The sequence below is a fragment of the Bradyrhizobium sp. ISRA442 genome, from assembly GCF_038085055.1.
Lineage (GTDB): Bacteria > Pseudomonadota > Alphaproteobacteria > Rhizobiales > Xanthobacteraceae > Bradyrhizobium.
In genome coordinates, this window is the sequence record NZ_JALGCN010000019.1 from 90,274 (window position 1) to 104,382 (window position 14,109).

Genomic DNA, 14,109 nt, shown 5'->3' on the forward strand with positions numbered 1-14,109 from the left:
GCGTTCAAATGGACTCTCCCGCCAACCCCGCTAGCGCGCGAAAGAGGATGAACGCTTTCTTAAAGCGAGAAGGTTAATTCGAGGTGTACCTTCCCGCCCCCAAACCAAGTCTGAATACAAACCTAAGCGGTTGACTGTGGCGAAAAAACGCCGGCTGACCGGCCTCGGGTGAGAGAATGGTTAACGTTAAGCGATCCCGACCAGGGGACGGGATCGCCGATTCTGTTGCAAAATTCGAAGGAATAAGCGGCTGAGAATGGCCTCAGCGGGTAAACACCCGCTGCGACCTGCGGCCGACCGGAGCCGGCGGCGGGGTCGGCGCCCCGAACAGGCGCTCGAAGAACGAGGGGCCGGACGAGGAGAAGCCGCCAAAGCCGCCGCCATTGTTGGCGATCGCCACGCCGGACGGCAGCGTCGTCGCCGGGCGCGAATAGCTCGGCTGAGAATGTGCGACGACGCTCTCGAGGTCCTTGCCGCGGCTGTTCTTCAGGATGTTGATCATGGTCGCATCGCGGCCATAGACGTCCCTGCGGAATTGCAGCTTGCCGGCGTCATCCACGAACGCAGTCTGGTAGGTGATGTTGACCGGGATCGGCGTCGGGAATTTCAGATCGATCTCGCTCGAGCCGTACATGCTGCGGATGCGCTCGGGCGTGTAGTGCTCGTTCGGCATCGTGATGTTGAGCAGCACGGAGGCGTACTGATCCGGATTCTGCACGCGCATGCAGCCGTGGCTGAAGGCGCGCTCCTCCTTGGCGAACAGGTACTTGTCCGGCGTGTCGTGCTGATAGACCAGGAATTTGTTCGGGAAGTTGAAGCGGACGCGGCCGAGTGCGTTGGCTTCACCGGGCGGCTGCGAGATATGCACGGAGCCGTCGCGGTTCTGCTCGAGGCGCAGGCCCATGCGCTGGAGCACGGTCGGGTCCTGCTGAAGCGCCGGCAGGTATTCGTTGTAGACGATCGACGGCGGCACGTTCCAGGTCGGGTTGACCGTGATGTACTTCATCGTCTCGCTGAGCAGCGGGGTCGCATGCTGGCCCGGCTTGCCGGTGACGACGCGGGTGGTCCAGACCTGCTGGCCGCGCTGCATCACCTTCAGAGTGTAGTCGGGGATGTTGAGGATGACATAGGCGTCGCCGAGCGACGGGACGCCAAGGTCGCGCGGCAACCAGCGCCAGCGCTCCATGTTCACCAGCACCGTGTCGATCTGCCTGTCGCGCTTCGGGCTGTTCAGCGCCTTGACAGTCCTGTCGTCGAGGATGCCGGTGGCCTTGAGCTCGGCGCCGTCCTGGAATTTGCGCACGGCTTCGGCAACCGTCGCGTCGTAGCGCGCATCGTTGGCGTTCTCGGTAATGCCGAGCTTGGCGCGGAGCTGCGGCACCCGCGGATCTTCCACCACGACCTCGGCCTGCTTCTTGCCGCGGGCCGGGGTGTATTTCAGCGCGGGGCCGTCGCCGATCTCGATCATCGGGCCTTCGCCCTGGCCGCGGAGCTGCGCGAGCTTCGCCTTCAACTCCTTGTAGAGCTTCTGCGGCGGGTTGTAGCTGTCGAGCGCGGCGGACGCGTCGGCCGCGGTCGTGACCTTGGTCAGTACCTCGTTCGGGTCGACCGGGTGCTCGGGATAGAGGATATCGGCGCTGACCTGCGACCAGTGCATCCGGCCGCTCTGCGCCTGACGCGCATAGTCGAGCATGCTGGCGGTGAGCTTCAGCTCGGCTTCGGCGAGCGCATCGGGCGTCGTGGCGGCGGCGAAATCCGGCACAGGGTAATCGGCGGGATTGAGGCCGTCGGAGGCTGCATCCTTCAGCCGCGCAATCACGCCCTTGCCCGCGGCGGTCAAGCTGCCTGCTTGCGTCCAGACCGGCGCGAACTCGCGCGCGCCGTAAAACTTCTCGACGGCGGCACGCTCGTTCTTGCGATCGAAATAACGCGAAGATTTGGTGCCGATCATGTCCTTGAGCTTGTCGGCGACCGGCTGGTCGGCGGCGGGCACGTTGCTCGCGGCCTTCACCGGCTCGGCGGCGGGCTCCTTGGCGATCTCCTTCGGCGGTTCGGCCGGGGCCGCTGCGGCGGCTGCAGGTGCTGCGGGAGCGGTCGGCACTGCCGTCGCGGTGTCAGATTTGGCAGGTTCAGATTTGGTCGGCTCAGATTTGGTCGGCTCGGTCTTGGCCGTCTCGCTCTTCGGCGCGTCGGCTGCCGGCGTGGTGGCGACGTCGGAGGGCTTGGTCTCGACCTTGTCAGGCGCCGGAGCAGCTTCCGCTTTTGTCGGCTCTCTCATTGCGTCCTTGGCGGGGTCCTGAACCGCTGCCGTGGTGTCGAGCTTGATGTCGGCGGCGGTGGGGGGCGGGACGTTTGCCGGTTCGGGGCGCGGGATTGCGGCTTCGATCGCGAGCTCGGCAGCACTGCTGCGCGCCTGATCCTGCGCCAGTGCCGAAGTGGCCGACACCGTGAGGAAGGTTGCCGCGACCGTCATCAGCACGCGGTCAAAGCCTCGACGGTGGTTCGAACAGTCAAGCATTGTGTCACACCCCTCGGGCGAACTGTCCCTCATGGAACAGCTTCGTTATCGTCTTTTCAGCTTCGGCTAACCGCGCCGGCCTCTCGCAAGTTGCACGCCTGCACGCAACGCTTCATACGCCGACGATATACAGGCCCCGATTTTGCAGCCAGCGCTACCCGGGACAACTCACGACAAACTGACTTCAAGGAAGCCTCTTTGCAACGGATTGTGCGCCTCTGCCACGCGCTTTTCCCTTTGTCTGTCACTTCCAAGTCACGGTTCACGCCGCAGTCGAAAATGCCGTAAACCAAAGGGCTTGCGCTCATCTCGGAGCGTCAGGCAAACCGCGGTTCACAGCGCGGCCTAGTGCGTCTCCTCTCCGCTTTTCCCGCCATGTCCGGACACGCCGGCTTCGTCGAGTTTGCGGTAAAGCGTGGAGCGGCCGATTTTGAGGCGGCGGGCCACCTCCGACATCTGTCCGCGATAATGCGAGATCGCGAATCGGATGATCTCGTTCTCCATGTCCTCGAGCGGCCGCACGTCGCCGGTCGAGGTCAACATGGCAAGAGCGCCTGCCGACGGCAGGGGGGCGATCGGTATTTCGCTACCCGATACCATTGTGGGCGCCGCAATCGGCTCGAGCATCAGCGGCGCGGTCGGAATCTCCGTCCCGGGATGCGGATGCGAGCTGAGCAGCGGGAAATCGCCGAGGCCGAGCTGGTCGCCCTCGCTCATCACCACTGCGCGATAGACGGCGTTCTCGAGCTGACGAATGTTGCCGGGCCAATCGAGCTGCGCCAGGTGCGCCACCGCCTCGCCGCTGATGCCGGTAATCGCGCGGTTCTCCTCGGCAGCAAACCGCGCCAGGAAATGACGAAGCAGATGCGGGATGTCCTCGCGCCGCGCGCGCAGCGCCGGGATCGTCAGCGGCAGCACGTGCAGGCGATAGAACAGGTCCTCGCGGAAGTGGCCCTGCTTCACCCGCTCCAGAAGCCTGCGGTTGGTTGCGGAGATGATGCGGACGTCGACCTTGACGGGCTTGCGGCCGCCGACCGCCTCCACCGCACCTTCCTGGAGCGCACGCAGCAGCTTGACCTGCGCGGTCAGCGGCAGCTCGCTGACCTCGTCCAGAAACAGCGTGCCGCCATGGGCCTCGACGAACTTGCCCATGTGCCGTTCGGTCGCGCCGGTGAAGGCGCCCTTCTCGTGACCGAACAGGATCGACTCGACGAGATTGTCAGGGATAGCGCCGCAATTGACCGCGACGAACGGCTTTGCCTTGCGCTCGCCGCTTCCATGGATGGCACGCGCGAACATCTCCTTGCCGACGCCGGACTCGCCTTCGATCAGCACGGGGATCGAGGAGCCCGCCGCCTTCTGCGCGGCGCGCATCACCGGCGTCATCGCCTCGGCACGCGTGACGATGTCGGAGAAGGTCAAGCGTCCCTCGCGGCTGTGGCGGATGCGCTGCAATTCGCCCTTGAGTGCGGAGGCGTTGAGCGCATTGCGCAAGGAAACCTGAAGCCGCTCCATGCCGACCGGCTTGACCACGAAATCGGCCGCGCCTGCGCGCATCGCCGAGATCACGTTGTCGATGCCGCCATGGGCGGTCTGCACGATCACGGGGACGCTGAGCCCCGCCTCGCGGATCTTGGCCAGCACGCCCATGCCGTCGAGGCCGGGCATCACGAGATCGAGGATCACGGCGTCGATGGCCGGCGCGTCGGGCGCGGTGAGGGCGGCGATTGCGGCATCGCCGGAGTCCACGACGACCGTCTCATAGCCGCATTTCTGCACCATGTTCTCGACCAGACGGCGCGCTACGGCGTCGTCGTCGGCGATCAAAATACTGGCAGCCATGGTGTTCCCCGCACGCTACAACTATCTGTCTCGAATCGGGTCACTCTGGCCGAAGCCGATTAACGCACTCTTAAACCTTGATGATCTCTGCGATCGTTGAACACAGGTTTCCAGCACAATGACTTCGCGCTCCAAATCTGCACTTAGCAAGTCTGCTCTTAGCACGTCCGCTCTCCGCAAGCCGAACACCAAAAAAAACGCCGCCAAAGCAAAGTCCTCCAGAAAGCCGGCGAGCAAAACCGGCAAGCTTCCGGAGTGGAACCTCGCCGATCTCTATTCCGGGATCGATGCGCCGGAAGTGGCGCGCGATCTCGAGAAGATGGACGCCGATTGCGTCGCGTTTGAGACGGACTACAAGGGCAAGCTCGCGACAGGGACAGCAAACGAAGATGGCGGAAAATGGCTCGCCGAGGCCGTGCGACGCTATGAGGCGATCGATGATCTCGCCGGCCGTCTCGGCTCCTATGCTGGCCTCGTCCACGCCGGCGACAGCGTTGATCCCAAGATTTCAAAGTTTTACGGCGACGTCTCCGAACGGCTGACAGCGGCGTCCACGCATCTGTTGTTTTTCGCGCTCGAGCTCAACCGCATCGATGACGATCTTTTGACCCGCGCGATGCAAACCGCCGAGCTCGCGCATTACCGTCCGTGGATCGAGGACCTGCGCAAGGAGAAGCCGTACCAGCTCGAGGACAAGCTGGAGCAGCTCTTTCTGGAGAAGGCGCAGACCGGGTATTCCGCCTGGAACAGGCTGTTCGACCAAACCATCTCGGGCCTGCGCTTCAAGGTCGGCTCCAAGGAGCTCGCGATCGAGCCGACGCTGAACCTGTTGCAGGACCGCGACGGCGCCAAGCGCAAGACCGCCGCCGAAGCGCTGGCAAAGACGTTCAAGGCCAATGAGCGCACCTTTGCGCTGATCACCAATACGCTCGCCAAGGACAAGGACATCGCCGACCGCTGGCGCGGCTTCCAGGACGTCGCGGATTCCCGCCATCTGAACAACCGCGTCGAGCGCGAGGTGGTCGATGCGCTGGTCGCTTCTGTGCGCGCGGCCTATCCGAAGCTGTCGCATCGCTACTACGCGCTGAAGGCGCGCTGGTTCAAGAAGAAGCGGCTCGCCTATTGGGACCGCAACGCGCCGCTGCCCTTTGCCGCGACCGACACCATCGCGTGGCCGGACGCGCGGAACATGGTGCTCACTGCCTATCGCGGCTTCTCGCCGACAATGGCCGAGATCGCCGAGCGCTTCTTCGCCGACCGCTGGATCGATGCGCCGGTGCGTCCGGGCAAGGCGCCCGGCGCCTTCTCGCATCCGACCACGCCGTCGGCGCACCCTTACGTGCTGATGAACTACCAGGGCAAGCCGCGCGACGTGATGACGCTCGCCCATGAGCTCGGCCATGGCGTGCACCAGGTGCTGGCGGCCAAGAACGGCGCGCTGATGGCGCCGACGCCGTTGACGCTCGCGGAAACCGCAAGCGTGTTCGGGGAAATGCTGACCTTCAAGCGGCTGCTCGCGCAGACCAAGAGTGCGAAGCAGCGCCAGGCGATGCTCGCCGGCAAGGTCGAGGACATGATCAACACGGTGGTGCGGCAGATCGCGTTCTATTCGTTCGAGCGCGCCGTGCATACCGAACGCAAGAACGGCGAGCTCACCGCGACGCGGCTTGGCGAGATCTGGCTGTCGGTGCAGGGCGAGAGCCTCGGACCGGCGATCGAGATCAAGGCGGGCTATGAGAACTACTGGATGTACATCCCGCATTTCATCCACTCGCCGTTCTACGTCTATGCCTATGCGTTCGGCGATTGCCTCGTGAACTCGCTCTACGCCGTCTACGAGAACGCCGCCGAGGGCTTTGCCGAGCGCTATCTCGACATGCTCGCCGCCGGCGGCACCAAGCATTATTCCGAGCTGCTCCGCCCCTTCGGGCTCGACGCCAAGGACCCGAAATTCTGGGACGGCGGGCTCTCGGTCATTGCCGGCATGATCGACGAGCTGGAGGCGATGGGCTGAGCGCGGAGATGCCTCAATTGTAGGCAGGATGTAGTAAAACACCTGTTGAACTGCTGCCGCGGATGGCGTTATACAGATGTATAACGCCATCTATCTACGGTGAGACGGCCATGAAGATCGAGATCAAGAAGATCGGCAATTCGGATGGGCTGTTGTTGCCGCGCGAGCTGATGCAGCGCCTCGACCTCAAGCGCGGGCAGCAACTGCACATCGTGGAGTTGCCGGGTGGCGGCTTCCAGGCACTGCCCTACGATCCTGACTTCGAGCGGACGATGGAAATCGCCGACGAGATCATGGACAAATATCGCGACACGCTAGCAGCGATTGCAAAATAGTTGGCTCACTCGCATGAGCGAGCCTCAGGAACCGCTTTGGATTGCGTACGAGCAAGCTGTCGCCATTCACAGTCGACAGCTTCGCCGTTTCGGCGGTGCGCCAGGATTGCGCGACGAAGGCATGTTGCGCTCGGCGTTGGAGCGGCCGATCAACAAATGGCGCTATGAGCAGGCGCCACTGGACGAGCTCGCCGCAGCCTATGCATTCGGCCTCGCAAAAAACCCTGCATTCGTCGATGGAAACAAGCGCATCGCTTTTATGGCGATGATGGTGTTCTTGGGTAAGAACAGCGCGGCCTTCAGTCCCGATCCCGCGGAAGCTGCAATCATCATCCTCTCACTCGCCGCAGGCGAAGTCAGCGAGCGGAGCCTCACGCGCTGGATCCGCGACAATTGGGATTCCGAATGAGCCTATTTGCAGGAAAACCGCGCCTCCGCGCCGTTGCCCTGTCCGGTTTATTGCGGTATTGCCAGCGAAGAATTGGACTTTCGACTGGGGACATCCATGGCTGAACATAGCGAAGTGGCGTACACCACCGCCGACGGCAACGACTACGTTGCGCACGAGCAGACCTATGAGGGCTTCATCAAATTGGTGAAGTACGGCACGGCCTCGGTCGCGCTCATCGTGATCCTGATGGCGATCTTCCTCACCTGATCCTTCTTCGGTAGCTGCCTACGCCAGCGGCGGCGGCTGCCCACAATATTTGCATCCAAGCCGGTATCAAAACCGGTATCCAACGTCGCGGGAGTAACGCTACTTTTTTGTGCGTGCGCTGTCCCGCGCCCGCCGGAGGACCTATGAAGATCGCCGTTGCCAAGGAAATCGATCCGTCAGAGCCGCGGGTCGCCGCTTCGCCTGATACGGTGAAGAAGTTCAAGGCGCTGGGCGCCGAGGTTGCCGTCGAGCCGGGCGCCGGCCTCAAATCGGGCCTTCCGGATTCCGAATTCACCGCAGTGGGCGCTACCGTCAGCGCCGATGCGCTGAAGGATGCCGATATCATCATCAAGGTGAAGCGGCCGGAAGCATCGGAGCTCGCCCAGTACAAGCGCGGCGCGCTCGTCATCGCCATCATGGACCCTTACGGCAACGATGCAGCGCTGAAGGCGATGGCCGATGCCGGCATCGCCGCCTTCGCGATGGAATTGATGCCGCGCATCACGCGCGCGCAGGTGATGGACGTGCTGTCCTCGCAGGCGAATCTCGCCGGCTACCGCGCCGTGATCGAGGGCGCTGAAGCCTTCGGCCGCGCCTTCCCGATGATGATGACGGCTGCCGGCACCGTGCCCGCGGCGAAGGTGTTCGTGATGGGCGTCGGCGTTGCCGGCCTCCAGGCGATCGCGACTGCGCGCCGCCTCGGTGCCGTCGTCACCGCCACCGACGTGCGGCCCGCGACCAAGGAGCAGGTCGAATCGCTCGGCGCAAAGTTCCTCGCGGTCGAGGACGAGGAGTTCAAGAACGCGCAGACCGCCGGCGGCTACGCCAAGGAGATGTCGAAGGAGTACCAGGCCAAGCAGGCCGCGCTCACCGCCGAGCACATCAAGAAGCAGGACATCGTCATCACGACGGCGCTGATTCCGGGACGCCCGGCGCCGAAGCTCATCTCAGGCGAGATGGTCAAGTCGATGAAGCCGGGTTCGGTGCTGGTCGATCTCGCGGTCGAGCGCGGCGGCAATGTCGAGGGCGCCAAAGCCGGTGAGGTCGTCGACCTCGATGGCATCAAGATCGTCGGCTACACCAACGTCGCCGGCCGCGTCGCGGCCTCGGCCTCCAGCCTCTATGCGCGCAACCTGTTCTCCTTCATCGAGACTATGGTCGACAAGAAAGAGAAGAAGCTGGCCGTGAACTGGGACGACGAGCTCGTCAAGGCGACCGCGCTGACCAAGGACGGCGCCGTCATCCACCCGAACTTCCAACCGAAAGCCTAAGGAGAGCCGTCATGGAGCATGTTGCACAGGTCGTCGATCCCTTCATCTTCCGGCTGTCGATTTTCGTCCTCGCCGTCTTCGTCGGCTATTTCGTGGTGTGGTCGGTGACCCCCGCGCTGCATACGCCGCTGATGTCGGTCACCAACGCAATCTCCTCGGTGATCGTGGTCGGCGCACTGCTCGCGGGCGGTGTTGCGAATGTATCGAGCGGGTCAGGCTGGGCGCGGGGCTTCGGTTTCATCGCGCTGATCTTCGCCTGCATCAATATCTTCGGCGGCTTCCTTGTCACCCAGCGCATGCTGGCGATGTACAAGAAGAAGTCGAAGTAAGCGGCCACCTCGGGCTGATGGGATAATGGGGACCTGAGATGAACGCTAATCTCTCTGCATTGTTGTATCTCGTGGCGGGTGTGCTGTTCATCCTGTCGCTGCGGGGACTGTCGAGCCCGGCGACATCGCGCCGCGGCAATCTTCTCGGCATGATCGGCATGGCGATCGCGGTCGCCACGACGCTCGCCAACCATCCGCCGGCGGACGGCCTCGCCTGGCTGCTCGTCATCGTCGGCATCGCCATCGGTGCAGCGATCGGCGCGGTGATCGCGCGCCGCGTGCCGATGACCTCGATGCCGGAGCTGGTCGCCGCCTTCCACTCGCTGGTCGGCATGGCCGCGGTGCTGGTCGCTGCCGGCGCGTTCTATGCGCCCGAGGCCTTCGACATCGGCACGCCCGGCAACATCCACACCCAGAGCCTGGTCGAAATGTCGCTCGGCGTCGCCATCGGCGCGCTGACCTTCACCGGCTCGGTGATCGCGTTCCTGAAGCTGTCCGCGCGCATGAGCGGCGCCCCGATCATCCTGCCGGCGCGGCATCTCATCAACATCGCGCTCGCGGTTGCGCTGGTCGCCTGCATCATCGGCCTCGTCGTCACCGGCAGCGTCGTGTTCTTCTGGCTGAACGTCATCCTCGCGCTGGCGCTCGGCGTGCTCATGATCATCCCGATCGGTGGCGCCGACATGCCGGTCGTGATCTCGATGCTGAACTCCTATTCGGGCTGGGCTGCGGCGGGTATCGGCTTCACGCTCGGCAATTCCGCGCTGATCATCACCGGTGCGCTGGTCGGATCGAGTGGTGCGATCCTGTCCTACATCATGTGCCACGCGATGAACCGGTCCTTCATCTCGGTCATCCTCGGCGGCTTCGGCGGCGAGACTGCGGCTGCTGGCGGCGGCACGGGCGAGCAGAAGCCTGCCAAGCTCGGTTCGGCCGACGATGCGGCCTTCATCATGAAGAACGCCTCCAAGGTCATCATCGTGCCCGGCTACGGCATGGCGGTGGCGCAGGCCCAGCACGCGCTGCGCGAAATGGCCGACATGCTGAAGAAGGAAGGCGTCGAGGTGAAGTACGCCATCCATCCGGTCGCGGGCCGCATGCCCGGTCACATGAACGTGCTGCTCGCCGAAGCCAACGTGCCCTATGACGAGGTGTTCGAGCTCGAGGACATCAACTCCGAATTCGCGCAGGCCGACATCGCCTTCGTGATCGGCGCCAACGACGTCACCAACCCCGCGGCCGAGGAGGACAAGACCTCGCCGATCTACGGCATGCCGGTGCTCCAGGTCTGGAAGGCCGGCACGGTGATGTTCATCAAGCGCTCGCTCGCGTCCGGCTATGCCGGCATCGACAATCCGCTGTTCTATCGCGACAACACTATGATGCTGCTCGGCGACGCCAAGAAGGTCACCGAGAACATCGTCAAGGCGATGTAGCACCGAGAGAGGCGGACCGGTGGCCCTGAACAAGGAGTGGCACCGGTCCCATCGCATGCCGCCCAAGGCCACGCGAGAGCAGCGCATCGCGTGGCATGCGGCCCATAAGGCGGCATGCGGCTGCCGCGACATTCCGGCGAGCATCCGGCCGGATGTCCTGAAATTGCTGCGAAGTCGTCGCAAGCCTTGAGGCCTGTGGCGGGCCCTTTCGGACGAGGCTGCGTCGTTCGCGATGTCCCGCCGAAGGATTGGGCCTCAGCCTCGTGTCGCCTGCATGACCTTCATCAAGTGGATCGCCATCCTCGCTGCGGCCGGCTATGTCGCCGGTCTCGTCCTGCTCTATGCGAAGCAGCGCGAGATGCTGTTTCCGATCCCGACCGTCGAACGGACGGCGCCGGCCGCCGCAGGATTTTCACTGGCCGAGGAGCACCTCCTGGCCACGTCGGACGGCGAGAAGGTGATCGTCTGGCACGTGCCTGCCAAGCCCGGCCGTCCCGTGATCCTCTATTTTCACGGCAATGGCGATTATCTCGCCGGTCTTGTCAGTCGCTTCAAGGCCATGACGGCCGACGGCAGTGGTCTCGTCGCGCTGTCCTATCGCGGCTATGCCGGCTCGAGTGGTGCGCCGAGCGAGCAGGGCCTGCTGCGTGACGCGGCGGCCGCTTACGCCTTCGCGACCGCGCGCTACGCCGCGGAGCGGATCGTCGCCTGGGGCTTCTCGCTCGGGACCGGCGTGGCGATTGCGGTCGCATCCGAGCACACGATCGGCAAATTGATCCTGGAGGCGCCTTACACGTCGATGGCCGACGTCGCGGCCTCGCTCTACCGGTTCGTGCCGGCCCGCTTGTTGATGCGCGACCAGTTTCGCTCGGACGAGCGCATCGCCCGCGTTACCGCGCCGCTTCTGATCATGCATGGTACAGACGATCCGACTATCCCGATCGAGTTTGGGGTGCGGCTGTTCGCGCTCGCCCACGAGCCCAAGCGCCTCGTCCGACTTTCCGGTGGCGGACACAACGATCTCGATGCCTTCGGGGCCATGGAGATCGCGCGACAATTCATCAATGGCAGCTAAGGGCTGACGCGCGCGATCTTCTCGCGCATAATCGCACCGGCTCGATTTAAGGATTTGTCTATATGAGCGCTCACGGACCGATGCCGCGGTCGTCATGGATTTTCCCCGCCCTGGCGGTGCTGTTGTTCCTGATCGTCACCGCGACCGGCTACGGCTTCACGCTGTCGGCCGGGGGCTTCGTGTTTGCGATCGTCCTTCTGGTGATCCTGTTCGGCACGGTGTTCGCGGCCGTCCATCATTCCGAGGTGATCGCGGAGCGGATCGGCGAGCCCTTCGGTACGCTGCTGCTCACGCTGTCGGTCACCATCATCGAGGTCGCGCTGATCACGACGATCATGCTGGGCGACAAGCCGGCGCCCGAACTCGCGCGCGATACGGTTTTCGCGGTCGTGATGATCGTCTGCAACGGCCTGGTCGGCCTCTGTGTCTTCATCGGCGGCCTGCGCTACCGCGAGCAGGGCTTTCAGGTCTCCGGCGCCAACGTCTATCTCAGCGGATTGATTGCGCTCGCGACCATCACGCTGATCATGCCCAACTACACGCTGACCACGCCGGGCCCGTTCTACTCGGCGCTTCAGCTCGGCTTCGTCGACCTCGTGACGATCGTACTGTACGGCGTATTCCTCTATACGCAGACCGTCCTGCACCGCGACTATTTCATCAATCAGACCGGGGACGACGATGGTGGCGGGAGCCATCTGTCGGGCAAGATGCTGGCGCTCAGCCTGGTGCTGCTCCTGATCTCGCTCTTGACCGTCGTTCTCCTCGCCAAGAAATTCTCGCTCGTCGTCGATGCCGTCGCCGGCATGATCGGCGCTCCGCCCGCGTTTGCGGGCCTTCTGGTTGCGCTCCTGATCCTGATGCCGGAAGGCGTCTCCGCCATCGCGGCGGCGCGCAAGAACGACCTCCAGAAGAGCATCAATTTGGCGCTCGGCTCCTCGCTTGCGACCATCGGGCTGACCATTCCGGCGGTCGGGCTCGCCACCTATGCCTTCGATCAGCCGCTCGTGCTGGGCCTGAACCCGCAGAACACGGCGTTGCTGTTCCTCACATTTTTGCTGAGCATGCTGACATTCGGGACCGGTCGGACCAACGTCCTGTTCGGACTGGTCCATCTGGTGGTATTTGCCGTCTACGTCTTCATGGTCTTCGTGCCCTGAAGCGCGATGAGATTGGGATAAATCTTCATCGCGCTTCAGTTTGTTGTTTGGGCATGATCTCCGCGCAAACGTGTTCCGCGTTTGTCGCGAAAGCCGCTGCCCACTTTTCCGGATCATGCCACTGGAGAATTCCGATGCTTGCCGCCAAATCCGAGGTCCAGATCGACAACGAGCAGGTCCGGGTGACCGAGTGGCGGCTGGCGCCGGGCAGTGCGACCGGGCACCACGTCCACGGGATGGACTACGTGATCGTTCCCGTCGTCGCCGGCGAAATGACCATCGTCGCGCCCGATGGCGGGCGCTCCAAGGCGCAGCTCGCGGCGGGGAAGTCCTACTTCCGCAAGGCGGGTGTCGAGCACGACGTGCTTAACGAAACCGCAACCGAGATCGTGTTCCTTGAGATCGAGCTGAAGCCGTAAGTCCCGTTCACCAATTGCCATCGATCCGTCGCAGTTGATCCCTTACTATGCCCCAAAGTTCCCGCATCAGATCGCGCGGGGAGTGGCCGGAATGCTGAAATACCTCGCTAAAATTTCGATGGATATTTTCCCCTCGGTGCTCGCGACGATCATCGGGGCGTACATCGTTAATCATTACATCAACGCCAAGCCTGCCCCCGACACCCCCGCGGCGGCCATTGCGCCCGCCCAGCCCGGCAAGGACGGTAAACCTGCCAACGTCGCCAATCTCCCCGCACCGGGCGTCAAGGCCAAGGGCATTTCCGAGAAATCCGTGACGGACAAGCCGGCGGCTGAGAAGCCCGCCGACAAACCCGCCGATCGGCCGGCCGAGACCAAGGCTGCGGATGCCAAGGCCGCAGATGCCAAGCCTGCGGATGTAGCGCCCGCCGAGACCGCCTCCACAAACGTCCGCGGCCGTCCGTCGGCGCGTGAGAAGGCCGTCGCCAAGTCCACCCCCGCCGCTAGCGCTCCCGCTGCGGCCGCGCCGGTCGTCGAGGCCAATTCGGCTCCGGCGGCCGCCTCGACGGCTGCAACCCCGGATGCCAACGATCTTGCGCGCGCCGCCATCGAGCGCCTGCGCAAATCGCCTGAGAGCAGGTCGGCCGAGAACAAGTCGGCTGAGCCCGCGGCGCAGGAGTCGGCCCACGCGATCGAGGCGCCCCGGGCGCAGGAGACGCCGCGGGTAGTCACCGCGGGACCATCGGCCGTGCGGCCGCTGCCGCCGCCGATCACGGTGTCGACGCCATCAGGCGAAACCTATGGCAACGGTCAGTCGTCGGCGAACCCGCCCTACACGGCGTCGGTCGGCAACGACGATCCCAACAGGCTGACCCCGCCGGCTGATATTCCCGTGCCGATGCTTCCGCCGCCGCTCGATTTGCGTGCCGACGCGGGCGGGTCCGCTGGCCCGCGGCCCAAGACCAATGTTGCCGACGACATGCTGTCTGGCATGAAGTCGATGTTCCACGCCGTCCTGCCGAAGGGCGTCACCCCGGATTAAGGCGCCAGCA

13 protein-coding genes are annotated in these 14,109 nt (G+C 64.0%); 11 read left to right on the top strand and 2 right to left on the bottom strand.

The window, feature by feature from the left end; all coding sequences use genetic code 11:
* Positions 1-262: 262 nt before the first annotated feature.
* Both MTR72_RS30380 and MTR72_RS30385 read right to left on the bottom strand, forming a co-directional pair.
* Complete coding sequence (locus MTR72_RS30380) at positions 263-2,518, bottom strand: L,D-transpeptidase family protein (protein ID WP_341511656.1); 2,256 nt, start codon at positions 2,516-2,518, stop codon at positions 263-265.
* Between the two features lie 345 nt (positions 2,519-2,863).
* Positions 2,864-4,360: a sigma-54-dependent transcriptional regulator gene (locus MTR72_RS30385; RefSeq protein ID WP_280966680.1), complete on the bottom strand. Its 1,497-nt coding sequence runs from the start codon at positions 4,358-4,360 to the stop codon at positions 2,864-2,866.
* Between the two features lie 118 nt (positions 4,361-4,478).
* Here MTR72_RS30385 and MTR72_RS30390 point away from each other — a divergent pair, with 118 nt between their 5' ends.
* The 11 genes from MTR72_RS30390 to MTR72_RS30440 all read left to right on the top strand — a co-directional run bounded on the left by MTR72_RS30390 (position 4,479) and on the right by MTR72_RS30440 (position 14,099).
* The gene (locus MTR72_RS30390; protein ID WP_280966679.1) at positions 4,479-6,374 is read left to right on the top strand and encodes a M3 family oligoendopeptidase; all 1,896 of its coding nucleotides are present in this window, start codon (positions 4,479-4,481) and stop codon (positions 6,372-6,374) included.
* Positions 6,375-6,484: 110 nt separating this feature from the next.
* Positions 6,485-6,709 carry an AbrB/MazE/SpoVT family DNA-binding domain-containing protein gene (locus MTR72_RS30395; RefSeq protein ID WP_280966678.1) on the top strand — a complete coding sequence of 75 codons (225 nt, stop codon included), beginning with the start codon at positions 6,485-6,487 and terminating at the stop codon, positions 6,707-6,709.
* Positions 6,710-6,722: 13 nt separating this feature from the next.
* Positions 6,723-7,118 (top strand): type II toxin-antitoxin system death-on-curing family toxin, encoded by a 396-nt coding sequence (locus MTR72_RS30400; RefSeq protein WP_280966677.1) that lies wholly within the window; start codon positions 6,723-6,725, stop codon positions 7,116-7,118.
* Positions 7,119-7,214: 96 nt separating this feature from the next.
* Positions 7,215-7,367 (top strand): aa3-type cytochrome c oxidase subunit IV, encoded by a 153-nt coding sequence (locus MTR72_RS30405; protein WP_280966676.1) that lies wholly within the window; start codon positions 7,215-7,217, stop codon positions 7,365-7,367.
* A gap of 143 nt (positions 7,368-7,510) precedes the next feature.
* Positions 7,511-8,638, top strand: coding sequence for a Re/Si-specific NAD(P)(+) transhydrogenase subunit alpha (locus tag MTR72_RS30410; protein ID WP_341511657.1), 1,128 nt, complete (start codon positions 7,511-7,513; stop codon positions 8,636-8,638).
* 11 nt (positions 8,639-8,649) lie between these two features.
* Positions 8,650-8,967, top strand: coding sequence for a proton-translocating transhydrogenase family protein (locus MTR72_RS30415; RefSeq protein WP_280966674.1), 318 nt, complete (start codon positions 8,650-8,652; stop codon positions 8,965-8,967).
* Between the two features lie 38 nt (positions 8,968-9,005).
* Positions 9,006-10,403, top strand: coding sequence for an NAD(P)(+) transhydrogenase (Re/Si-specific) subunit beta (locus tag MTR72_RS30420; protein WP_280966673.1), 1,398 nt, complete (start codon positions 9,006-9,008; stop codon positions 10,401-10,403).
* Positions 10,404-10,677: 274 nt separating this feature from the next.
* Positions 10,678-11,478, top strand: coding sequence for an alpha/beta hydrolase (locus MTR72_RS30425; RefSeq protein ID WP_280966672.1), 801 nt, complete (start codon positions 10,678-10,680; stop codon positions 11,476-11,478).
* A 62-nt stretch (positions 11,479-11,540) separates the two neighbouring features.
* A complete protein-coding gene (locus MTR72_RS30430; protein ID WP_341511658.1) occupies positions 11,541-12,638 on the top strand; it encodes a calcium:proton antiporter in 1,098 nt (365 codons plus the stop codon).
* Positions 12,639-12,772: 134 nt separating this feature from the next.
* Entirely contained in the window at positions 12,773-13,057 is a 285-nt protein-coding gene (locus MTR72_RS30435) for a cupin domain-containing protein (protein ID WP_280966670.1), read from the top strand.
* Positions 13,058-13,148: 91 nt separating this feature from the next.
* Positions 13,149-14,099, top strand: coding sequence for a hypothetical protein (locus MTR72_RS30440; protein WP_280966669.1), 951 nt, complete (start codon positions 13,149-13,151; stop codon positions 14,097-14,099).
* The last annotated feature ends 10 nt before the right edge of the window (positions 14,100-14,109 follow it).

What these genes read in the sequence shown, in the direction of transcription:
- MTR72_RS30405 (WP_280966676.1), top strand. Translation starts at nt 7,215, where the DNA reads ATGGCTGAACATAGCGAAGTGGCGTACACCACCGCCGACGGCAACGAC.
- MTR72_RS30390 (WP_280966679.1), top strand. Translation starts at nt 4,479, where the DNA reads ATGACTTCGCGCTCCAAATCTGCACTTAGCAAGTCTGCTCTTAGCACG.
- MTR72_RS30430 (WP_341511658.1), top strand. Translation starts at nt 11,541, where the DNA reads ATGAGCGCTCACGGACCGATGCCGCGGTCGTCATGGATTTTCCCCGCC.
- MTR72_RS30420 (WP_280966673.1), top strand. Translation starts at nt 9,006, where the DNA reads ATGAACGCTAATCTCTCTGCATTGTTGTATCTCGTGGCGGGTGTGCTG.
- MTR72_RS30415 (WP_280966674.1), top strand. Translation starts at nt 8,650, where the DNA reads ATGGAGCATGTTGCACAGGTCGTCGATCCCTTCATCTTCCGGCTGTCG.
- MTR72_RS30385 (WP_280966680.1), bottom strand. Translation starts at nt 4,360, where the DNA reads ATGGCTGCCAGTATTTTGATCGCCGACGACGACGCCGTAGCGCGCCGT.
- MTR72_RS30435 (WP_280966670.1), top strand. Translation starts at nt 12,773, where the DNA reads ATGCTTGCCGCCAAATCCGAGGTCCAGATCGACAACGAGCAGGTCCGG.
- MTR72_RS30400 (WP_280966677.1), top strand. Translation starts at nt 6,723, where the DNA reads ATGAGCGAGCCTCAGGAACCGCTTTGGATTGCGTACGAGCAAGCTGTC.
- MTR72_RS30380 (WP_341511656.1), bottom strand. Translation starts at nt 2,518, where the DNA reads ATGCTTGACTGTTCGAACCACCGTCGAGGCTTTGACCGCGTGCTGATG.
- MTR72_RS30410 (WP_341511657.1), top strand. Translation starts at nt 7,511, where the DNA reads ATGAAGATCGCCGTTGCCAAGGAAATCGATCCGTCAGAGCCGCGGGTC.
- MTR72_RS30440 (WP_280966669.1), top strand. Translation starts at nt 13,149, where the DNA reads ATGCTGAAATACCTCGCTAAAATTTCGATGGATATTTTCCCCTCGGTG.
- MTR72_RS30425 (WP_280966672.1), top strand. Translation starts at nt 10,678, where the DNA reads ATGACCTTCATCAAGTGGATCGCCATCCTCGCTGCGGCCGGCTATGTC.
- MTR72_RS30395 (WP_280966678.1), top strand. Translation starts at nt 6,485, where the DNA reads ATGAAGATCGAGATCAAGAAGATCGGCAATTCGGATGGGCTGTTGTTG.